18 protein-coding genes and 1 pseudogene are annotated in these 20744 nt (G+C 70.2%); 8 read left to right on the top strand and 11 right to left on the bottom strand.

The annotated features are described in order from the left end of the window. From GON09_RS27145 to GON09_RS27110, 8 genes are all read right to left on the bottom strand, one after another. Positions 1 to 2463, bottom strand: coding sequence for a GNAT family N-acetyltransferase (locus GON09_RS27145; RefSeq protein WP_213935049.1), 2463 nt, complete (start codon positions 2461 to 2463; stop codon positions 1 to 3). A gap of 4 nt (positions 2464 to 2467) precedes the next feature. Beyond that, on the bottom strand, positions 2468 to 3190 hold the full coding sequence (locus GON09_RS27140) for a hypothetical protein (protein ID WP_213935048.1): 723 nt from the start codon (positions 3188 to 3190) through the stop codon (positions 2468 to 2470). Continuing rightward, positions 3187 to 4518 carry a phenylacetate--CoA ligase family protein gene (locus tag GON09_RS27135; RefSeq protein ID WP_307854575.1) on the bottom strand — a complete coding sequence of 444 codons (1332 nt, stop codon included), beginning with the start codon at positions 4516 to 4518 and terminating at the stop codon, positions 3187 to 3189. Before GON09_RS27135 ends, GON09_RS27140 begins: the two co-directional genes overlap by 4 nt. Before the next feature lie 138 nt (positions 4519 to 4656). Further along, the gene (locus GON09_RS27130) at positions 4657 to 5259 is read right to left on the bottom strand and encodes a TetR-like C-terminal domain-containing protein (RefSeq protein WP_213935047.1); all 603 of its coding nucleotides are present in this window, start codon (positions 5257 to 5259) and stop codon (positions 4657 to 4659) included. A 110-nt stretch (positions 5260 to 5369) separates the two neighbouring features. Continuing rightward, the gene (locus GON09_RS27125; RefSeq protein WP_213935046.1) at positions 5370 to 6818 is read right to left on the bottom strand and encodes a class I adenylate-forming enzyme family protein; all 1449 of its coding nucleotides are present in this window, start codon (positions 6816 to 6818) and stop codon (positions 5370 to 5372) included. Positions 6819 to 6843: 25 nt separating this feature from the next. After that, positions 6844 to 7875, bottom strand: coding sequence for a hypothetical protein (locus tag GON09_RS27120; protein ID WP_213935045.1), 1032 nt, complete (start codon positions 7873 to 7875; stop codon positions 6844 to 6846). Between the two features lie 85 nt (positions 7876 to 7960). Continuing rightward, a complete protein-coding gene (locus tag GON09_RS27115) occupies positions 7961 to 8719 on the bottom strand; it encodes an SDR family NAD(P)-dependent oxidoreductase (RefSeq protein ID WP_213935044.1) in 759 nt (252 codons plus the stop codon). Positions 8720 to 8747: 28 nt separating this feature from the next. After that, the gene (locus GON09_RS27110) at positions 8748 to 9548 is read right to left on the bottom strand and encodes an enoyl-CoA hydratase/isomerase family protein (RefSeq protein WP_213935043.1); all 801 of its coding nucleotides are present in this window, start codon (positions 9546 to 9548) and stop codon (positions 8748 to 8750) included. A 78-nt stretch (positions 9549 to 9626) separates the two neighbouring features. On the opposite strand from GON09_RS27110, the gene GON09_RS27105 reads away from it, so the two are divergent. Genes GON09_RS27105 through GON09_RS27080 form a run of 6 tightly spaced genes read left to right on the top strand, consistent with a single transcriptional unit; the run spans position 9627 to position 15112 of the window. Then, positions 9627 to 10466, top strand: a complete 840-nt coding sequence (locus tag GON09_RS27105; protein ID WP_213935042.1) for an SDR family NAD(P)-dependent oxidoreductase — start codon at positions 9627 to 9629, stop codon at positions 10464 to 10466. Continuing rightward, positions 10463 to 11185, top strand: coding sequence for an enoyl-CoA hydratase-related protein (locus tag GON09_RS27100; protein ID WP_213935041.1), 723 nt, complete (start codon positions 10463 to 10465; stop codon positions 11183 to 11185). The genes GON09_RS27105 and GON09_RS27100 overlap by 4 nt, the downstream gene beginning before the upstream one ends. Beyond that, positions 11167 to 12435, top strand: coding sequence for a cytochrome P450 (locus tag GON09_RS27095; protein ID WP_213935040.1), 1269 nt, complete (start codon positions 11167 to 11169; stop codon positions 12433 to 12435). The genes GON09_RS27100 and GON09_RS27095 overlap by 19 nt, the downstream gene beginning before the upstream one ends. Before the next feature lie 3 nt (positions 12436 to 12438). Continuing rightward, complete coding sequence (locus GON09_RS27090) at positions 12439 to 13203, top strand: enoyl-CoA hydratase/isomerase family protein (RefSeq protein ID WP_213935039.1); 765 nt, start codon at positions 12439 to 12441, stop codon at positions 13201 to 13203. Then, positions 13203 to 14189 carry an NAD(P)H-dependent flavin oxidoreductase gene (locus GON09_RS27085; protein WP_307854601.1) on the top strand — a complete coding sequence of 329 codons (987 nt, stop codon included), beginning with the start codon at positions 13203 to 13205 and terminating at the stop codon, positions 14187 to 14189. The genes GON09_RS27090 and GON09_RS27085 overlap by 1 nt, the downstream gene beginning before the upstream one ends. Then, complete coding sequence (locus GON09_RS27080) at positions 14189 to 15112, top strand: NmrA/HSCARG family protein (RefSeq protein WP_213935038.1); 924 nt, start codon at positions 14189 to 14191, stop codon at positions 15110 to 15112. Before GON09_RS27085 ends, GON09_RS27080 begins: the two co-directional genes overlap by 1 nt. 112 nt (positions 15113 to 15224) lie before the next feature. Here GON09_RS27080 and GON09_RS27075 read toward each other — a convergent pair. From GON09_RS27075 to GON09_RS27065, 3 genes and pseudogenes are all read right to left on the bottom strand, one after another. Further along, positions 15225 to 15908 (bottom strand): annotated as a pseudogene (locus GON09_RS27075) (ABC transporter substrate-binding protein); the annotation flags it as partial. Between the two features lie 142 nt (positions 15909 to 16050). Beyond that, complete coding sequence (locus tag GON09_RS27070; RefSeq protein WP_213935036.1) at positions 16051 to 16740, bottom strand: hypothetical protein; 690 nt, start codon at positions 16738 to 16740, stop codon at positions 16051 to 16053. Then, positions 16737 to 18074, bottom strand: a complete 1338-nt coding sequence (locus GON09_RS27065; protein WP_307854574.1) for a phenylacetate--CoA ligase family protein — start codon at positions 18072 to 18074, stop codon at positions 16737 to 16739. Before GON09_RS27065 ends, GON09_RS27070 begins: the two co-directional genes overlap by 4 nt. Positions 18075 to 18260: 186 nt before the next feature. Between GON09_RS27065 and GON09_RS27060 the strand changes: the two genes are divergently transcribed. Both GON09_RS27060 and GON09_RS27055 read left to right on the top strand, forming a co-directional pair. After that, on the top strand, positions 18261 to 20006 hold the full coding sequence (locus GON09_RS27060) for a CocE/NonD family hydrolase (protein WP_213935035.1): 1746 nt from the start codon (positions 18261 to 18263) through the stop codon (positions 20004 to 20006). Between the two features lie 114 nt (positions 20007 to 20120). Continuing rightward, positions 20121 to 20729 carry a TetR/AcrR family transcriptional regulator gene (locus GON09_RS27055; protein ID WP_213935034.1) on the top strand — a complete coding sequence of 203 codons (609 nt, stop codon included), beginning with the start codon at positions 20121 to 20123 and terminating at the stop codon, positions 20727 to 20729. Positions 20730 to 20744: the final 15 nt, after the last annotated feature.

Genomic DNA, 20744 nt, shown 5'->3' with positions numbered 1-20744 from the left:
TCAGGGGCTCTGGACCCGCGGCTCGCGATGGCGCCGATCGCGGGTGGGCTCGGCGAGCACCAGCGCCGCCTCGCGCACGACGACCCCGGCACCCGGCACTCCGAGGGCGACCGGCGCCAAGCGCAGCTCGGCCAGCTCCGGGAGCTCCTCCACCAGCCAGGCCACCCGCAGGACGAGTTCGATCAGCGCATCCACATCGCGCTCGGCCACGAGGGGGTACGCGCGCACCGAGCGGATCATCCGGTCGGCGTCGAGATCGCTGACCGGCGTGATGTGAAACGCGATGTCGCCGTAGAGCGTGATCGGATCGCCGAGCACGCCGAAGGCGAGCAACGGCCCGAAGACCGGATCCGCCACGACCGACACCGACACCTCGGGGCCGCCGGCGGCCTCCGCCGACGAGACCGTGATCCCGGCCGTCGCGAGCAGGTCGGCGACCACCTCGGGCGCGGGCGCGCCGAATCCGGCCCGCTCGGCGACGACGCGCATCCGCTCCGCTGCGACCCCGCTGGGCGGCCGGACCACACCGGCTGGCTGGCGCCGCCAGGCACCGTAGGCCGCGGCGCGGCCGAGCGCGGCGGCCGCGGCCTCCGGAAAGGTGTAACTGGGCACCGCGGGGCCGTCCACCCCGGCTGCCGCGAGCACGCCCTCGGTGCCGTCGAAGCTGGCGACCACCGTCTTGTTCGGAGCGGTGGCTGCCGCCCGGACCAGGGCGGCGGAGATGGCCTCCGTGCTCTGCACCAGCGGCGGTGTGAACAGTGCGACGACCGAGTCGACCGAATCGTCGGCGAGGAGCGCGCGCAGCGCCGCCTCGTATCGGTCCGCGTCGGCACGCGGGGTCAGGTCGAATGCGTCGCCCGAGTCACCGCCCGGTGCCAGATCGCGCAGCGCGGTGCGGGTCTCCGCGCCGACCGCGGCGATCCGCAGCCCAGCCGCCCGGCAGGCCGCGGCGGTCAGCACGCCGGGCTGCGCGGCATTGGTGAGCACCGCCACCCGATCTCCGCGCGGCACCGGCTGGTGGGCGAAGAGGCGTGCGACGTCGAACATCTCGGCGAGCGTCCGGGTCGCCACGATCCCGGTCTGGGAGAAGAGCGCGTCGGTGATCGCCCTGCGGTCGGCGGGCACCGGGTCGGCCTGGCCACCCAGTTCGGTGTGGATCGCGCTGGTGACGATGACGATCGGTTTGCGCGCGCTGACCCGCCGGGTCAGCCGGGCGAACTTGCGCGGATTCCCGAACTTCTGCAGGTCGAGCAGGATCACCGAGGTGCTCGCGTCCTCCTCCCACCACTGGAGCAGGTCGTTCGGCGACACGTCGGCCGACCTGCCGAGCGAGGCGAAGCCGGAGAAGCCGAGCCCGACTCTGCGGGCATGATCGAGCACCGCGAGCCCGAGCGTCCCGGACTGGCTGGCCATCGCCACCACCCCGAGTTCGGGTAGCGAGGGAGAGAAGGTGGCGGCCAGCCGATGCCCGTCCTGCTGGGCGACGATCCCCATGCTGGCGGGCCCGATCACCCGCATGTCCTGGGCGCGTGCGTAGCGCACCAGTTCCGCCTCGGCCGCCCGGCCGTGCTCGTCCAGCTCGCCGAAGCCGACAGACACCACCACCACCGCCGCCGCCGAAGCCGCAGCGCAGTCGCGCAGCACCTCCGGGACCAGCGTCGCCGCGACCGCCACCACCACCAGGTCGATGGGCTCGCCGATCGCCGCCACCGTGGGGTACGTCGGCAGCCCCATCACGGCGGGCGTGTTCGGGTTCACGGCGAAGACCCGCCCGGGGAAGCCGTGGTCCACCAGGTTGCGCACGACGGCCCGGCCGAGGTTGTCCGGGCCCGTCCCGGCGCCGACGACGGCGACCGTGCGGGACGCGAAGATGCGCCGCATGGAGGAGCGCACCGACTGGTGCTCGCGCCGGTCCGAGCGCGCCAGCATCTGCGCCCGCGGCGCGATGGCGATGTCCGCGTGCAGGACCGAGCCGGGAGGGCCGAATTCGACGGCGTACCCCGAATTCTCGAGGGTGCGGACCATGGCCAGGTTCTCGGCGAGCACGTCGGCCTCCAGCACCTCGATGCCGTAGTCCCTGGCCGCGACCGCGATGTGTTCCAGAAGCAGCCCGCCGAGCCCGAGCGACTGGTACTCGTCGGCGATGGTGAAGGTGACCTCGGCGCGTTCCGGGTGCCCGTCGACCCGCGCGAAGTCGGCAACCCCCACCGCGCGGTCCTCGTGCACCGCGACCAGCGCCAACTGGGTCGCCGGGTCGAAGTTCATGAAACGCGCCAGCCCCGCGCGGTTCAGCTGCACCACCGGCCCGAGCATCCGCATGGAGATGGTGCGGCGGGAGAGCCGGTGGCTGAAGTCGACGACGAGCTCGAGGTCGCCGGGGGTCAGCCGGCGGACCAGTACCGAACGGCCGTCCCTGAGCAACCCCGGGGTGCCGTCACCGGAATTCTGGTCGCCACGTGTCACACCGTCACCTCTCGATCGGGAATTGCGCGGGCCCGCCCGTCACGGCTCGACGAGCAACGTGTCTCCGTCCGTGCCGACCCGGCCGGACAACCCGGTCGGGACATCGGTGATCCGCGCCCGGCGCGCCGGTGGCCGAGGCCAGCAGTTCTCCGCCGGACTCCCGGAGCGCCCACTCGGCGCCGTTCACCCGCAGCACGTCGGGATCATCGGGCCGGGCGAGGCCGAGCGCCGGACCGAGGAAGGCGAGCAGGGCGGAGTTCACGCCCGCCGCGACCAGCTCGGTGTGCGCTTCCGGCCGAGCCCAGATCAGGCGGACGTCGCGGAACTGCGCCGCCAGATCGGGCTGCTGCGCCTGCACCGCGCCGAGGGTGTCCCCGCACAGCCCGATCACCACGGTGATCGGCAGGCGGTCCAGCACCGAGAGAAATCGGGTGAAGTCCCAGGGGTAGGTCTCGGCCGGGGTGTAGGTCGCGCCGATCCGGCGCAGCGCCCGCACCACCGGGCTCAGCCACGGGTTCTCGTGATTGGGCGCGGTCATCAGCACGTGGTCCCCGTCGGTGACGCCGGCGGCGAGCAGCTGGTGCTGCGCCCAGTCCGTGTCGCGCTCCAGATCGTCCCAGCCGATCGCGTAGTCGACGACGCTGTCGCCGGTGCGGCACACGCCGATGCCGTAGATCGGGGAACGGGGCAGCCGGGCGGCGGACTCCATACTGGTCCTGCGAGTCATTCCTTGACCGTCCTCGGGAACTTGGCGACGCTCGAACTGAACTGGAGGATGTCCTCGACGGTGAGCAGCGCGACATCGACACCGACGCCGAGCTCCGCCTCGATGATCCCGACCAGCCGCTGCTCCAGCTCGACGAGGTCGGCGGTCCGCTCGGGGGCGTAGCCGACCCGGAGCCGCAGCCGGGTCATCGGCGCGTCGGTGCGGATGATCTGGAACGTCCCGTCGGAGAGCTCGGGCAGCGATTCCACCAGCCGCCAGACGTCGCCGACCACGATCGCCTTGCCCCCGATCACGGTCTCGTCGCCGCGCCGGCCGGAGAACCACATCCGGGCGTGCGTGCGCCCGGTGGGCGCCGGCTCGCGGGTGACCCGGACGAGGTCGCCGGAGCGGAAACGGATGTAGGGCGCGACCCGGTTGTCCAGGTCGGTGGCGACCAGCTCGCCGACCTCCAGGTCGCCGACGGGTTCATCGGTCACGGTGTCGAGCACCTCCGGGAGCATCATGTCCTCCCACAGCTGGAACCCGTCGAGTTCCGGCTCCTCCCAAGCAGTTCCGGTGTCACCGGCGCTGGTGTAGGTGACGACCCGGACGCCCCAGTCCTCGGTGACCTTGCGCTTGAGCGCCGCCCCCATGGGCTGGCCGGCGAAGGCGAAGAACTTGACAGAGGCGAAGGCCTCGCGCAGGTCGTACTTCGACTCGAGCTTCTCGAACTCCATGATCGCGGGCAGGTGCACCTGCATGTAGGCCACCCGGTGCTCCCGGATGGCTCGCAGCAGCGCCTCGCCCTGGCCCAGCCAGCTGTCCACGAACACCGGGGTCAGTCCGAGGGCGAGGTAGAAGTCGTCCCAGTAGTTTCGGAAGGTGCCGACCGGGACGACGACTCGGTCCCCCGGCCGCAGCCCGTGGGCGTAGAGGTCGCGGGCCGAGGCCGCGGGCAGCGGCGGGGTGTCGGTCCAGACCTCGGGGAGCAGCTCGGGGGCCGAGGTGGTGCCCGAGGTCGTGGTCACCGAGGTGAGATCCTTGGGGTCGACGCAGAGCAGGCCGCCGTAGGGGTCGCCGGTGCGTTCCCGATAGGCCTTGATGTCGGCCTTGGTCAGGGTCGGGATCTTGGTGGTGAAGTCGTTCAGGCTGCGGATGTCGTCGGGCGAGACGCCGGCGGTGCTCCAGAACTCCCGGTACAGCGGCGAGTTGTCCCACGCGAACTGGACCAACTCCAGGACGGCTGCCTCCTGGTCTGCCCTGATGGCCGACCGCGGCGCCGTCTCGATCTCCGGTTCCAGGAATTCGCCGATCGTCGCGCGCGAATGTTCCAGCTCACTGATTGCCACTAATTTCCTCCGTCGCCCCCGGGATGTCCTGCGGCACACGTTCCGGTAGCGTGACCCGAGCCATAGCTTATCAGAATAAAAATCTACCTATATAAGCGCTCGGAACACGGCCCTCACGTCCCGCGGGCGGCAGAACGGCTACGGCGTCGAGACCCTGGTCGACCGCCTGCGCGCCCGGGTCGAGGAGGGCTCCGCCGGCTCCCGGTGAGCCTGCACGGCGGCCAGCGCGATGAACGTTTCCAGCACACTGTCCGGGTCGGCACCGAAGTGGTCATCGGCCTCCGCGGACCACTGCACAACCACACTCAGCGCACCGATGAAGGCGGCGGCGAGCGCCTTCGGATCGGCACCGGCCGGGAATTCGCCGCGCGAGCAGGCCCGATCGAAGACCGCGACGACCCGCGCGTTTCCGGGCAGGATGACCGTCCGCTGCACCCGCTCGTACAGTTCGGGGTGGCGGGCCGCCTGACCGGCGAAGGTGAACATGACCTGCAGGCTCTTCCACGCGCCCGGCCGATCGAATGCCTCGACCAGCAACCGCAACTCCTTCCGCAGGTCGCCCAGGTCGGGTACCTCCGGCCAGGTGGCGATCGAGGCAACGGCGTCGACGATGAGCTCCTGCGCGCTGGACCAGCGTCGGTAGAAGCCGCTGTTGCCGACCTTCGCGCGGCGCAGCGTCGCGGTCAGGCTGAAGGCATCCACCCCGGCGGCCACCAGCTCGGCCCTGGCCTCGTGCAGCACCCGTGCTTCCACCGTCTTGTCGACGGGCCGTCCCGTCCGCCTGCGGTCCGTCCCGGTCGACCCGGAATCCTGCCCTGTCGCCATTTCTCGACTGTAGGCCACGCCGGACGTCAGCCCTGCTCCGGCGTGCGCAGCCGCGCACGCTGCAACTTCCCCGCGGCGGTACGCGGCAGCTCGTCCACGACGACGATCTCGCGCGGCAACTTGTAGGTGGCCAACCGTTCGGCGGCGGCGGCCAGCAACTCCTCTGCCGACACCGGCTCAGCAGTCACGACGAACGCGACCACCCGCTCGCCGCGGTGCGGATCGGGGCGCCCGATCACCGCAGCGTCGGTCACCGCCGGGTGCCGCCGCAGCTCGGCCTCGATCTCGGCGGGCGCGACCTGGAAACCGGAGACCTTGATCATGTCCTTGAGCCGATCCACGATCCAGAGCCGGCCGTCCGCATCGATCCGGCCCACGTCGCCGGTCCGGAACCAACCGCCGGGAAGGAACGGGTCGTCCTGGGGCGCCGCGGTGTAGCGCGCGGCGACACACGGCCCGCGCACCTCGATCTCGTCGTGAGCGCCGAGCCGGATCTCGATGCCGTCCGAGAGGAAGCCGGGTGAATCCAGCCGCCACTGTTCCGGGTGCCCGACCGGGTTGAAGGCGATGGCGAAGGCCTCGGTCATGCCGTAGGAGCACAGGAAACCGACCCCCGTGCGGTCGGTGATCGTCGCGGCCAGCTCGGCGGGGACCGCGCTGCCGCCCCACATGAAGTACCGCAGCCCGGGGAAGTCGGCGCGGCTCAGCTGGGGAAGGTGCGCCAGGCGGTGCGCGACGGCGCCGGCCAGCGGCCACACGGTGACCGCGTCCTCCCGGATCTGACGCAGGCAGCGGTCGAAGTCGAACCGCTCGAAGAGTGTCACCTCGGCGCCGACCGCGAGCGCGGCGCCCATCATCGAGGTGCCGAAGATGTGGCACAGCGGCAGCGAGATCTGCAGGCGGTCGGCGTCGGTCAGTCCCAGGTGCGCCACCAGCTGGCCGATCCCGCCGGACAGACTTCCGACTGTGTGCACGACACCCTTGGGCAGCCCGGTGGTGCCCGAGGAGAAGGGAACGCACAGCTCGGCGGTGGCGGGTACCGGCTCCGCGGAGGGCGACGGCACGGACATGCCCTCCGTCGCCGCCGTGGCGAGCTCCTCGACCGGGATCGCGATCGGCAGGGCGGCGGCCGATGCCCGGTGCTGCGGTGCGTAGATCGCCGCTTCGGCACCGGCGGCGGCGACCACCCGAGCCATCTCGTGCTCGGTCCAGTACGGATTCGGCACCACGAAAACGGCACCGAGCCGGGCCAGCGCGAACTGCGCGAAGACGTACTCCGGCCGGTTCTCGACGAGGAGCAGGGTGCGGATGCCCGCGCCGACACCGGCGCGGGCGAGCCGGGCAGCGACCCCGGCGACGGCCCGGTCCAGCTCCCGATATGTCCAGGCCCGCCCCTCGAAGCGCAGCGCGGTCCGGTCCGGCCGGCGCTGGGCGGCGAGGGCCGGGAGCGCGGCGTACTCCAAGTAGGCGGTCATCTCGTCGTTCACCGGCCGGCCGCAGTCACCAGGTGCGGCGTTCGCCGTTGCCGGGGACCGACTCGCCCCAGGCCATCCACACGTCGGGCGTGCGGGTATCCGCCACCCGATGCATCCGGCCCTCCTGCTGCGGGTTGGGAATCCGACCCAACCCCTCCATCCGGCCGTTGGGATCGGGATCGACCCGCCACGCCTCACCGTTGATCGTGTAGTCGATACCCTCGTGCCAGTAGCCGTCGGCGGCGCGCTTCACCTCCGCCTCCATCGTGTGTGCGCTGGTGATCGTGCCGTCGCTGTGCCCGATGATCCCGACGTGGAAGTCACCGTTGCCGTAGAGGAAGTGCCCGACCTCGGAGCTGCCGTCCTCGTAGTGGTTGGCCCACGAGTACCAGGTCGTGTACTCGGCGTCGTGCAGCGGGTCCTTGTCGACGTAGAGCCTGGCGCCCTCGCGCATCCACGCCTCCTCCCAGAACAGGAAGCCACGCACCCGCTTGCCGGTGAGCTCGCCCTCGACCAGCCAGGTCTGGGTGAGGTAGAGCAGCGAGGAGTCCGGTCCGGGCAGGAACCACTGCAGTGGCGGCGCAGCCAGGGTGCCGGTGACGTCGATGACGTCGGTCTCCCGGTAGGCCAGGCTGTCGGCGGAGAGCGTCAGCGACACCTCGCGCCCGTGCTCGTTGGCGGGCGCCGTGAACTCCACCGCGCCGGCGTCGGTCATCCGACGGGACAGCTCGTTGCTCTCCGGCGCGTGCCGCGGTTCCCGGCGCAGCTGCTGCTGGTCACTGCCCGCGCCGGACAGCAGGATGAGCTTGCCGCCGAGCGAGCGGATGTCGCCGGTCGCCTTGGCGTTGTCCCGGACGGCGGGCACGCGGCGCATGACCGAGTGCAGGCCGCCGTCCTCGTCGCGCAGGGTGCCCCAGATGTAGCCGGCCTCCGGGACGAGGCCGTGGATGGTCGTGTCCTGAGCGAGTACCGCGGCCGGGTCGAAGCGGCGGCCGGAGGCGATCGCTCCGTGATTGAACGATCCGGTCTGCGGGAGCCCGGCGAGGGTTGCGGTCACGGTGGTGGGTCCTTTCGGAGTTTCAGTCACAGTCATTACCGTAATTTGACCTGGGCCGGAAAGCAACGGCCGGCAGGCCTGGGGATCAGCGGAAGGAGCCGCGGCCCCCGTCGGCGAAAAGGGTGCGGCCGGTCATGTAGTCGGAGAGGCTGCTGGCCAGGAAGACCGCGACGCCGCCGATGTCGTGCACCGGATCGCCCATCCGCTTGATCGGGAACGGCTTCAGCACCTCCGCGACGGCCTCGGGGCCGATCGACGCCGCCCACTGCTCGTGCGCCGGCGAGGTCCCGATGGGACAGATGACATTGACGGCGATCTCGAAGCGGCCCCACTCGACCGCTACCGCCTTGGAGAGTCCGCGCACCGCCTCCTTCGCGGCCGCGTAGGTCGCCATTCCCGCCTCGCCGCCAGTTCCGGATGCCGAGCCGAAATTGATCACCTTGCCGCCGTTCTCCTTCAGATGCGGGAAGCTCGCCATCATGAAGTTGTAGGTGCCGAGCACGCTCGACCGGTAGGCATCGAGTAGATCCGCCTCGGTGGACCGGTCGAACCGGACGAGCCGCTGCGTCATTGCGGCGTTGACCAGGATGTCGAGCCGACCGAACTTCTGCACGGTGGCGGCGACGGCGGCGTCCACCTGCTCCCGGTTCGCGACATCGCACGGCAGTGCGATGGCCTCGGCTCCACCGGCCACCAGCTCGGCGGCGGCCCGCTCGAGCCCGTCCCGGTTCAGGTCGACGCACGCCACGCGGGCGCCGTGCTGGGTGAATGCAGTCGCGCAGCCGGCGCCGAGGCCCTGCGCACTGCCGGTGACGAGGGCGACCTTGCCCGTCAGAAGACCCACTTGTCGATTCCTCTCGAAGAACGGCTGATCATCGGCCGTGGAATTCGGGCTTGCGGTGCTCGAGGAAGGCCGTCATGGCTTCCCGGGAGTCCGCGGTGTTGACCGCGAGGATCTGACTGCGATTCTCGCGGTCGACCGCTTCGCGGAAGCTGTCGGACTGATTCGCCCAGAAGACCTCCTTGGTGGTGGTCAGTCCGAAGGGCGAGAACTCTGCGATGCCGGCGGCCAACTCGACGGCCCGCTCGAGGAGCTGATCGTCCGGGTACATCGCCGAGACCAGACCGCGCCGCTCGGCCTCCTCGGCCGGAACCAGTCGATTGGTGAGCATGAGCTCGAGCGCGTTCGAGGTACCGATGAGCCGCGGCAGATGCCAACTGATCCCGCTCTCGCAGGCGCTCAGCCCCATGCGGATCGCGCCGTCGCGGAAGGCGGCCGAGGCGCCGGCGACCCGGATGTCGGCGGCGAGGGCGAGGCCGAACCCGGCGCCCACCGCCGGCCCGTTGACCGCGGCGATCACCGGGTGCCTGAGCTCGCGGATCGCGACGGCCAAGCCGCTCGTGCGCTGCTGCGCCTCGTACCGGGTCGGGATGTCGACCGAACTGCGCTCGCGCGCGCCCCCCACGTCGGACCCCGCGCAGAACGCGCGGCCGGCGCCGGTGAGGACGACTGCGCGTAGGTCGCGGCGCTCGTCCAGTTCCCTTAGCGCACTGTGCAGTTCGTCGATCAGTGGCCAGGTGAGTGCATTGAGCCGGTCGGGTCGGTTCAACGTCACCAGCGCCACGCCGGGCGCGGGTGTCGAGACCAGGAGCAGTGGCTCGTCAGCCGCCATCAGTGAACCTTCCGCCGCCCGCCCTGCGGCGGGAATCGATCGTTGCATTTGCGAGACTACCCCATTACGGTAACGCTCGTGACCGAAACTCAAACGGGGTCGCCTCAACCGAAGGCGGAAGCCGCCCGGCACAGCGACATCTTCGACATGACCGGACGGGTCGCGCTGGTGACCGGCTCGACGCGCGGGATGGGGTTGGCCGCCGCGGAGGAGCTCGCCCGGCACGGCGCCGAGGTGGTGATCGTCGGGCGCGATCCCGGCGAAACCAGTGCCGCGGCCGCGGCGGTGAACGCCGCGGTCGGCGCCGATCGCGCCCACCCCATCGCAGCCAACATCGGGCACCGGGACGCGGTGGTGGCGCTGGTCGAGCAGGCGAAGCGCGAGTTGGGCCGAATCGATGTGCTCATGCTGCACGCCGGGATGAACATCTGGATCGGCGAGACGACCGAGCTGGAGGATCGCACCCTCACCAAGTTCCTGGAGAGCAGTGTGCTGTCGGCGCACTGGTTCTGTCGGGAGGTGCTGCCCGGGATGGTCGAGCGCGGCTGGGGACGCATCGTCTTGACCTCCTCGGTGATCGGGTCGACCCTCGGCAGCGCGGACAACGGGCCGTACGGCATCACCAAGGCCGCGCTGGTGCAGATGGCCAGGAACCTGGCCTGTGAGTACGGGCAGTACGGCATCCGCGCGAATGCGATCGCCCCGGCGCTGTTCGACACCCGGCAGGCCGAATCGGTGATGTCCGACCCGGACCGCCTGCGCCGCTACCTCGATCGCTGCCCCGCGGGCCGGGTGGGCGACGTGCGCGAGTTCGCCGGCCTCGCTCTGCTTCTCGCCTCAGACGCCGGCGGCTACGTCAACGGCCAGACCATCAACGTCGACGGCGGTTACTCGGTGCTGTGGGACGGATACCGATGAGCGAGTTGACAGTCGAGGCCGTCCCCGGCCGCGTGGAGGTCTGGACGCTGAACCGTCCGGCCAATCGCAACGCGCTGACCAGCGACATGGCCCACCGGCTGATTGCCGAGGCGGACCGCTGCGACGATTCGGACGCGGTCGGGGCCATCGTGCTCACCGGCGCCGGGAAGGCCTTCTGCGCCGGGCTCGACCTGGACGAGTTCAGCAGGCCGGACGCACCGCGCGACCTGGTCGGTGCTGCCATCCGCCGGCTGGGCGGGCTCGCCACGCCGCTCGTCGGCGCCGTCAACGGCCCAGCGGTCACCGGCGGGCTGGAACTCGCGCTCGCCTGCGACGCATTGATCGCCACCCCGGCAGCCGTTTTCCGGGACACCCACCTGCGGATCGGGGCGATGAGCGGAAGTGGGATGACCGTGCGGCTCCCGCTCACGGTCGGGCGGGGCTGGGCCCGGCGGATGATCCTCGCGGGCGATCCGCTGCCCGCTGAGACAGCGCTGGGCCTCGGCCTCGTGACCGACATCGTCCCGGACACCGAACTTCTCGACAGCGCAACCGATCTCGCCCGCCGCATGGCGGCCATGGATCCCCCGCTTTCCGCCACTACCAAGCAACTGTGCGACGCGATCGAGCGCACGACTCCGGAGGACGGGTTCCGCCTGGAAGCCGAGGCCCTCCGCGAGCACCGGAAGAAAGGCCGAGCATGGAACACGGCAACGTGACAACCGAGGACTTCAATCCACTCTCCGCCGAGGTCGCCCACGACCCCTTCGGCGCCTACGGCCGCGCGCGGGAATCCTGCCCGGTCCACCACACGACCGGTTTCGACCCCTCCTTCTACAGCCTGACCCGATTCGCCGACATCACCGCGGCGCTCAATGACGCCGAAGCCGAGACGTGGTCGGCGCGGACCGGGAGCAGCCCTCAGTTCAACCCCCCGATCGGCTTCAACGTCGACGGCGCGGAAAGCAGGGAATTCCGCACGCTGTTCCGCAAGTGGCTCTCGCCCAGCGCGGGGGCGGTCAATGCCGAACTCATCGACACCACGATCAACGAACTCATCGACTCCATGACCGCCGGGGGCCGGGTCAGCGGTGACTTCGCCACGGAGTTCGCCGTCCTGCTGCCGATCCGGGTCATCGCCCATCTCATCGGCGTTCCGCCCGAGGACGCGCCGCTGCTCAAGGAGATGACCGACGAGTTTTTGGGCGCCTTCGACATTCCCGACCCGCGGGGGGTCGCGCCCGCGGTCCGGCGGCTGAACGCCTATTTCGCGCCGCACCTGGAGCACCGGCGGGAGCTGCTGCGCGCGGCGGGCATCACCGAGCCGGACGAATCCGATCTCGGTGACACGCTGCCGGACGATCTGCTCAGCTACATGCTCGCCGCGCACCACGGCGACCGGCGCCTCACGTCCGCCGAGATCGGCTACGTGCTGGCCACGGCCCTCACCGGTGGGAACGACACCACCACCTCGATGCTCACCAATGTCGTCCTGCGGCTGCTGGAGGATCCGGCGCGCTGGCAGCGGGTGGTCGAGGACGGCAAGCTGGTGCAGATCGCGATCGAGGAAAGCCTGCGCCTGGATCCGCCGGTGCTCGGCCTGTTCCGCACCACAGCGCGGGACACCACGGTGGACGAGTGCCCGATACCTGCCGGTTCCAAGGTGATGCTGCTGTTCGGGTCGGGCAATCGCGATCCGCGCAAGTGGGACGATCCCGACGAGTTCGACCTGGATCGACCGCGGAATGAGCTGCGGCGCCACCTCGCCTTCGGCTTCGGGCCGCATTTCTGCCTCGGCGCACAGTTGGCGCGGACGGAGGGGCACCGGGCGCTCGAGCTGCTGCGGACGCGCCTGCCGCACCTTCGCCTGGACGGGCCCTCCGAACGCGTACCGCAGCACCACCTCTGGGGACGTCGGCATCTGCCCGTCCGGTGGGACCATCCGCAGACCGCAGAGACCGGGAACTGAACCATGACAGACGACACCCAACCGGAGATCCTGGTCGAGGCGAGGGGGCCGGTACGACTGGTCACCTTCAACCGGCCGGAGAGCCGCAATGCCACCAGCGTGAGCATGCATCACGCTTTCCTCTCGCTGTGGCCGAAGCTGGCCGCCGACCCCGACGCCCGCTGCGTCGTGGTGACGGGGGCGGGCAAGGCGTTCAGCGCCGGCGGCGACTACGAGATGATGCGGCTGTCGCTGGAACCCGCCGGGCGCTGGCGCAATGTGGACGAGGCGCGGCGGCTGCTGGTCGAGCTCGTTCACTTCCCGCTCCCGATCGTCGCGGCGGTGAACGGCCCCGCGGTCGGTCTGGGAGCGAGCTTTCTGGCGTTCAGCGATTTCGTGGTCATGGCCGACTCGGCCTTCATCGCCGACCCGCACATCGCGGTCGGGCTCGTCTGCGGGGACGGCGGTGTCGCCTGGCCGCTGCACGTCGGGCTGCTGCGAGCCAAGGAGATGCTGCTCCTCGGTGGGCGGGTCGGCGCGGACGAGGCGAAGGCGATGGGTCTGGTCAACCGGGTGGTGCCGCGCGACGACGTGGTCGACGCGGCCATGGCCGTGGCGGAGCGGCTGGCCACGCAGCCCGCGGGGGCGTTGCAGGACACCAAGCGGGCGCTGAACATGTATCTCGAACAGAGTCTCGCCGGGCCGGTCGGGCACTCGCTGATGACCGAGCGGTACAGCATGGCCTCCCCCGAGCATCACGAGTTCGTGAACCGGCAGGTCGCGCCGTGATCCGCACCCAGCTCACCGACATGTTCGACATCCGGCATCCGATCGTGCAGGGCGGCATGCAGTGGGTCGCGACGGCGCCGCTGGTCGCCGCCGTCGCGAACGCAGGCGCGCTGGGTTTCCTGTCCGCGCTCACCCAGCCCGATCCGAATGCGCTGCGCGCGGAGATCGAGCGGTGCCGGGCACTGACCTCGAAACCGTTCGGGGTGAACCTGACCATCCTGCCGTCGATCTCGCCGCCGCCGTATGCCGAGTACCGCCGGGCCATCATCGAATCCGGGGTCACCGTCGTGGAGACCGCGGGGTCGAATCCGGGCGAGCACGTCGAGGCGTTCAAGGCCGCGGGCATCACCGTCGTGCACAAGTGCACGAGTGTCCGGCACGCCCTGTCCGCGCAGCGCCTCGGCGTCGACGCGGTCAGCATCGACGGCTTCGAGTGCGCGGGCCACGCGGGTGAGGACGACACCCCGGGGTTGGTCCTGATTCCGGCGGCCGTGGACGAGCTGGAGATCCCGGTCATCGCCTCGGGGGGTTTCGCCGACGGCCGCGGTCTCGTCGCCGCGCTGGCACTCGGCGCCGAGGGGATCAACATGGGCACACGGTTCATGTGTACCGTCGAGGCAGGCATCCACGACAACGTGAAGAAGCGCATTCAGGATGCCGATATCCGGGACACCGACCTGATCTTCCGCGAGCTCCGCAACACCTCCCGGGTGGCGAGCAACGCCATCAGCAGGGAAGTGGTCGGGTTACTGCGCAGCGGCGCGGCCTTCGAGGACGTCCGCGAACTCGTCGCCGGGATGCGGGGGCGGAAGGTCTACGAAACCGGCGACCTGGACCACGGAGTGTGGACCGTCGGGATGGCTCAGGGACTGGTGCACGACATCTCCACGGTGGACGAGGTCGTCTCCGGAATCGTCCGGGAAGCGCAGTCTTTGATCAATTCCCGGCTCGTCCCGGCCGCTCATCGTATCGATCAGGAGGAATGATGGAAGAGTCCGGAGCCGTACTCGTCACCGGAGCAACCGGGGCGCAGGGCGGGGCGGTCGTCGACGCGCTGCTCGCGGCGGGCAGGCCGGTGCGCGCGCTCGTCCGCGATCCCGAGTCGGATGCGGCGCTCGCCCTCGCGCAGCGCGGCGTCCGGCTGCACCGAGGACGGTTCGACGACCGGGATTCGCTGCGTGCCGCGGTCGCCGGCGCCGAGGCGGTCTTCTCCATGCAGATGCCGCCACACCCGAAGGATCCCGATCAGGAGCGGCGGGCCGCCGAGCACCTGGTCAACGCCGCCGTCGAGGCTGGGGTGCGAACCCTGGTGCACACCTCGGTCGCCCGCGCCGACGAGCACGAGACATTCGTCGGCTGGGACGAGAACCGGTGGTGGCCGCCGTACTGGACCGGCAAGGCCGCGGCCAACGACCTGGTCCGGTCCAGCTCGCTCCCCCACTGGGTGATCCTCAAGCCCGCGTTCATGATGGACAACTTCGCGCCGCCGAAGGTCGCCGCGATGTTCCCGCGGCTCGGCGACGGCGAGATCACCACGGCGATGGATGCCGACGTCCGACTGGACCTGATCGCTGCCTCCGACATCGGTCGGGTCGCCGCGGCCGTCTTCGCCGACCCCGCGCGCTTCGACCGGAGCGAAATCCCGCTGGCCGGAGAAGCGCTCACCATGGCGGAGGTCGCCGCGGTGCTGTCCGAGACGACTGGACGCACCGTGCGGGCGTCGCATCTATCCCCGGCGGACGCGGTGTCCGCCGGAACCCATTCCGGCGTCGTGCAGAACCAGGAATGGCTGACGGTCGAGGGCTACCGGGTCGATCCGGCCATCGCCGCACGCTGGGGCTTCGAGCTGCAGACCTTCGCCGAGTGGGCGGCGGAGCACCGGTCCCGGCTCGTGGTCGGTAAGCCCTGACACGGTCCGTCACCGACCGCCTGGTGCGAAGGTGCTGTGACGGTTCCCGTTTCAGGCGATCGCGAGCCTGAATGTGTCGAACGGGCCGAGTGTCGGGGCAATTGGATGCTCCTCATGCTCGGCGCCCGGGTCGTCGGCAGAGTCGAGAGAGCCGGTCCCGCCCGCGGGCGGGACCGGCTCGGCTCAGTTGGACGGCGGGACGAACAAGCCGGTGTCCGGCTCCAGGATCCGGTAGCCGCCGAGCGTTCCGCCCTTGTCCGCCGTGGCCACGATGATCTCGGAGGCGCAGACGTTGGGTGAGAGTGGGAATGCCTGACCGTTGCACTGGAACTGCACACCGTCGGTCAGCGGGGTACGGGAGCGCGGGGGCCGAACGCAGCCCCTCCGCCACCGACTCCTTGGTGACCTCACCCTCGCCCGCGTTCAGCGCGAGCGCGAGTCCGAGCACCGGCTGCCAGCCGCCCGCCGCGTTCGCCTCGATGCGCAGGCCCGGCTCGTATTTGTCGATGGCCGCCTGGAACAGCTTCATGTCCTCTGTGGCCGGATCCAGATTGGCCGTGGTGCCCACCTGCACGCCCTCGAACCCGCCGGGGATGGAGGAGCTGATGGAGGGGTCGACACAGCAGTCGTTCACCACGATCTCCGACTCGCGGTCCGCCGTCTTGATGCCTCGGAGCACGCCGCCGCAGAAGTTGGTGTTGTCCAGCACGGTCCACAGCCCCGGGTCGTTGCGCTTGGCCGCCGCGATCTGTGACGTCACATCAGGGGTTCCCGGCGGAATCGGGACGACCTCGAGCTCTGCTCCCGCATTCCCGACGGCTCATGAGAACGTCGGCGCGGTCGACGGCGGAGGAGTTCTCGGCCGCGGCGCCGGAAGGGCGCGAACTCGGAGTTCGCGCATCGTGGCGGGCGCGCACTGCGCCCGCCACGCGCGGGTGTCAGTCCAGGTGGACTCGGGCGCCGGGCAGGCCGCAGGCGCAGGGGGTGTCGTCGACCGTGCCGGTGACGCCCACATCCAGGTCCTCGACCTGGTACTTGCGCTCGCCGACCACCGACAGCCGCAGACTCGGGGTGATCCGCCACTCCGAGGGATCGAGGTGCAGCCCGGCTCGCTGCGGGCATTCGACGGCGAGGGCGGGGCCGAACCGCACGAGTTCGGCCGGGTTCAGCCCGGCGGCGCACAGCGGCCCCACAGCGTCGGTGCGCGCCCAGATCACCGGGACGGCACGGAGCAGTTCGGCGCCGTGCTCGTCGGCGAGCAACCCTTCGGCGTGCTCACCCTCGATGCCGATCACCGCGGTGATCGGCAGCATGGCCAGCAGGGCCCTGCTGCGCTTGGCGTCCCAGCCGTACGGCTCGGCGGCGCTGTAGATCACGCCCGCGTCACGGAGCGCGGCAGCGACGGGCCCGAACCACGGACCCTCCGCATTGCGCGCGGTGACCAGCGCGTTCTGTCCACGGCCGACACCCCAGAGTTCGAGCAACCTGCCCACCCACACGGTGTCCCGCTCGACCTCCGGCCAGCCGATCTCGAATCCGACCTGTCCGCCCTCGCCGGGGAACTGACCGATGCCGGCCAGCTCGGGATGGCGTCCGGCCATCGCGACAGCTATGGAGTTCCGGCTCATTGCTTCACCACTCTCGGGAATTTCGCGACGCTCGAACTGCGCGCGAGCAGACTGTCCACCGGGACCAACTCGATCTCCGGCTCCACGCCGACCTGGTCGTTGACCGCGTCTCGCAGTCGCGCGCGCAGGTCGTCCTGATCCGGTTCGCCGACGAAGCCGATCCGGAGCCGGAGCCGATCGGTGACGCGCGCGTCCCGGATGACCTGGAACAGGCCGTCGTGCGTCTCCTCCTGGGATTCGACCGCCCGCCACACTTCACCGACGACCACCGGCACGCCGCCTACCACCGTTTCGTCCCCGAGCCGGCCGATCACCCACTGCCGGACGTGGCTGCGGCCGCAGCCGCAACGTCCGCGGTCGAACCGGACCAGGTCGCCGCTGCGGTACCTGATCAGCGGCGCCGCGGCGTTGTCCAGGTCGGTGGCGACGAGTTCACCCACCTCGCCCTCGGGAACTGCGCGGTCGGTGTCGGTCCGCAGGAACTCCGGCAGGACCAGGTCCTCCCAGAGGTGGTAGCCGTTGTGCTCGCGGCACTCCCACGAGGTCCCGGTGTCCCCGGCACTGGCATAGGTGAACAGCTCCAGCCCCCACTGCTCGCGGACCTTGGTGGCCAGCGCGGCGCCGAGCGGTTGCCCCGCGAAGGCGGCGCCCTTGAACGAGGAGAACACCTCGCGGAAGTCGTAGCTCGACTCGTACCGCTCCAGCTCGACCACGGTCGGCATCATCAGCTGCATGTAGGCGGGCCGGTACCGGCGAATCGCCTCCAACACCTCGGCTCCGTGGCCCATCCAGCTGTCGACGTAGATCGGGACCAGCCCCAGTTCGTGGTAGAGCGTGTCGAAGAATCCGCGGAAGGTGCCCGCGGGGACGATCACCTTGTCGCCGGGGCGGAGCCCGAGCTCCCACAGGTCGCGGGCCGAACATGCGGGCAGCGGCGGCGCCACGTCCCAAATCTCCGGGAGCAGCTCCGGCGTGCCGGTGGTCCCCGATGTGGACATGACGGTCGTCAGCCCGTCCATGGGCACCTGCAGCAGGCCGGCGAACGGGTCGCCGGTACGGTCCCGGAAGGCCCGCAGGTCGTCCTTGGTGAAGGTCGGAATCTGCTCGGCGAAGTCCTCGAGCGAGCGCACCCGGCTCGGGTTCACGCCGGCCGCGGTCCACAGTTCGCGGTAGAACGGCGACTTCTCGAACGCTTCGGGGACGAGCGCGAGCACCCGCTCCTCCTGCAGCGCACGCAGCCGGTCGCGCTCCATGGTCTCGATGGCGGGTTGCAGGAATCGCCGGCTCGGATCGTCCTCGCTTCCTGCGAGGGACCTGGCCTGGGTTGCTTCCACGTCGTGACTTCCTTCGTCGATGTGGCACGAACTTGTGATCTGCCCCACACGGTAGGACGGCACCAGCGGTGTGACCTAGGGAACACTGTTCCGCCTCGTGTGGCCCCGATCTCGCGCGCCATATTGTTCAATGATTAAGCCGATGATTCGGCGATTCGACCGTCCCGTCGCTCACCGAGGAACCTCGTGACCCACCTGTATGAAATCGACGTCAAGATTCCGATGCGCGACGCCGTGTCGCTGACCGCGAACGTGTGGCACCCGACCGAGGGCCGTGCCCCGACACTGCTGATCCGCATTCCCTACGGGAAGGACATGGAGGTCGCCATGGGCGACACCATTCCCAACCTGACGACGCTGCTCGAGGCCGGATACGCGGTAGTGATCCAGGACTGCCGTGGCACCGGCCGGTCGGACGGGGAGTTCTTCCCGCACGCCGCCGAACGCGCCGACGGCGAGGACACCATCGCCTGGATCGCCGAGCAGCCGTGGTCGGACGGCACCGTCGGGATGACCGGAACGTCCTACATGGGCATGGTCCAGTGGGAGGCGGCGGGGGCGAACCCGCCCGCCCTGAAGGCGATCGCGCCCTGCTTCGCGACGCTCGACAAGTACAGGACGCCGTGGTACTCGACCGGTGGCGCGCTCTCCCTCGGCCTGGTGCACTGGTGGAGCGCCATGATGTACGCCGGCGACGCCAAGCGGTCGCTCGCCCAGGGAACCGGAACCGTCGAGCAGCTGATGGGTCTCGGCGCGGCGGTCCTCTACCCCGAGCCGATGAACGAGGTGCTGCCGATCGGCGACGTGCCGATCCTCGCCGGTTACGGCAAGTGGTGGAACGACTTCCTGGCCCACCCGGCGCACGACGAGTTCTGGCAGGCCTTCGACCTCAGGCCCGCGCTGCCCGACGTCACCGTCCCCGCGCTGCACATCGGCGGCTGGTACGACATCGCCATCGGAGCGGCCCTCCGCGACTTCGCCGCCGCGCGACGGAACGCGGGCACCGAAGAGGCCCGCGCCGAGCAGCGTCTCGTCATCGGCCCGTGGGATCACACCTCCACCGCCGGGACCTACCCTGACCGGTCGTTCGGCCCGATGGCCACGGCCAGGGCAGTGCGGCTGACCAACCTGCAGATCAAGTTCTTCGACCGATGGGTGCGCGGGGACACCACCGCGCTGGATGGCATCGCGCCGGTGCAGATCTTCGTCATGGGCATCGACCGGTGGCGCGACGAGCAGGCCTGGCCGCTGCCGGACACCCGGTGGACCGACTTCCACCTGGGCGGCGGCGGCCACGCCAATACCGCCGACGGTGACGGCACGCTGAGCGCCGAAGCCGAGTCGAGCCCCGGTCACGACACCTACCTCTACGATCCGCGCCGCCCCGTGCCGACGACCGGCGGCGCCTGCCTGCCGACCGCCATGGGCGTCTCCGGCCCGGTCGACCAGCGGTCCGTGGCGGGCCGGGACGACGTGCTGTGCTACGCCACGCCCGTTCTCGAGCAGCCTGTCGAGGTCATCGGTCCGATCAGTGTGACGCTGTTCGTCTCCTCCTCCGCGGTCGACACCGACTTCACCGCCAAGCTCGTCGACGTCTTACCGGACGGCAAGGCCATCAACCTGTGCGACGGGATCCTGCGCGCCCGCTACCGCGACAGCCTCGAGCACGAGGTACTGCTCGAGCCGGAGAAGATCTACGAGATCACCATCGACCTGGCAGCGACGGCGAACGTCTTCCTGCCCGGCCACCGGATCCGGCTCGACATCTCCAGCAGCAACTTCCCTCGCTACGACCGCAACACCAACACCGGCGGCGTGATCGCCCGGGAGACCGAGGAGCAGATGATCCCCGCGATCAACCGCATTCACCACGGCCCCGACCATCCGAGCCGCATCGTGCTGCCGATCATCGACCGCGGCACCTCGCGCTGAGCACCTCCCGGTCGTCCCGCCGTCCCCGGCCGGGACGACCGGTTCTCCGCCCTCTACTCTCGCCACAGCACATGTAGTAAGATGATTAATCTAATTACTGAGTAGAGGTGCGAAGTGCAGCCATCCGTCAGCGCATGCCAACACCCGGTACCGGATCGGGACTCCGAGACAAGGCACATACTCAGCGCCGCCTGGTGGGTCCTGGAGCGGTCGCGATTCCGCTCACTGAAGGTGCGGCAGGTGCTGGCCGAGTCGCGAACGTCGGCGAGCAACTTCTACCGACGGTTCCCGAGCAAGGCCCACCTTCTGCTCGCCCTGCTCGAGGACGAGGTGCAGCTCGTCGAGCAGCAGCTGCGCGAACGCATCGACCCGGACGCCCCGGTCGCCGAGCAACTGCGCGCCTGGCTGCACTACAACATCGGCATCCTGTACAACCAGCGCCGGGCGCAGCGCACCCGCCTGTTCCTCGACCCGGACCTGATGGATGTCCTGCCGGACGAGGTGACCGCGCTGTTCAATGTCGGCGATCGCCATCTGGCGGAGATCGTCCGGCGTGGCATCGCCACCGGTGATCTCCGAGTCGCCGACCCGGAGACCGCGGCGATGCTCGTCGGGCAGCTCATCCGCGGGCTGCTGACCAGCGGCGGCGGACTGCCCGAGGATCGCGACGAACTCGTCCGAAGCGTGCACGGCTTCGTGCTGCGTGCGCTCGACCACAGATGACCACCCGACATTGTC

Source organism: Rhodococcus sp. B50, from assembly GCF_013602415.1.
GTDB lineage: Bacteria > Actinomycetota > Actinomycetes > Mycobacteriales > Mycobacteriaceae > Rhodococcus.
Note: the sequence above shows the minus strand (reverse complement) of the source record. Positions and strands in the feature narration are given on the sequence as shown.

Bases quoted from the DNA above. Each gene is read 5' to 3' on its own strand.
- GON09_RS27140 (WP_213935048.1), bottom strand. From the start codon at position 3,190: ATGACTCGCAGGACCAGTATGGAGTCCGCCGCCCGGCTGCCCCGTTCC.
- GON09_RS27125 (WP_213935046.1), bottom strand. From the start codon at position 6,818: ATGACCGCCTACTTGGAGTACGCCGCGCTCCCGGCCCTCGCCGCCCAG.
- GON09_RS27110 (WP_213935043.1), bottom strand. From the start codon at position 9,548: ATGGCGGCTGACGAGCCACTGCTCCTGGTCTCGACACCCGCGCCCGGC.
- GON09_RS27100 (WP_213935041.1), top strand. From the start codon at position 10,463: ATGAGCGAGTTGACAGTCGAGGCCGTCCCCGGCCGCGTGGAGGTCTGG.
- GON09_RS27095 (WP_213935040.1), top strand. From the start codon at position 11,167: ATGGAACACGGCAACGTGACAACCGAGGACTTCAATCCACTCTCCGCC.
- GON09_RS27090 (WP_213935039.1), top strand. From the start codon at position 12,439: ATGACAGACGACACCCAACCGGAGATCCTGGTCGAGGCGAGGGGGCCG.
- GON09_RS27080 (WP_213935038.1), top strand. From the start codon at position 14,189: ATGGAAGAGTCCGGAGCCGTACTCGTCACCGGAGCAACCGGGGCGCAG.
- GON09_RS27070 (WP_213935036.1), bottom strand. From the start codon at position 16,740: ATGAGCCGGAACTCCATAGCTGTCGCGATGGCCGGACGCCATCCCGAG.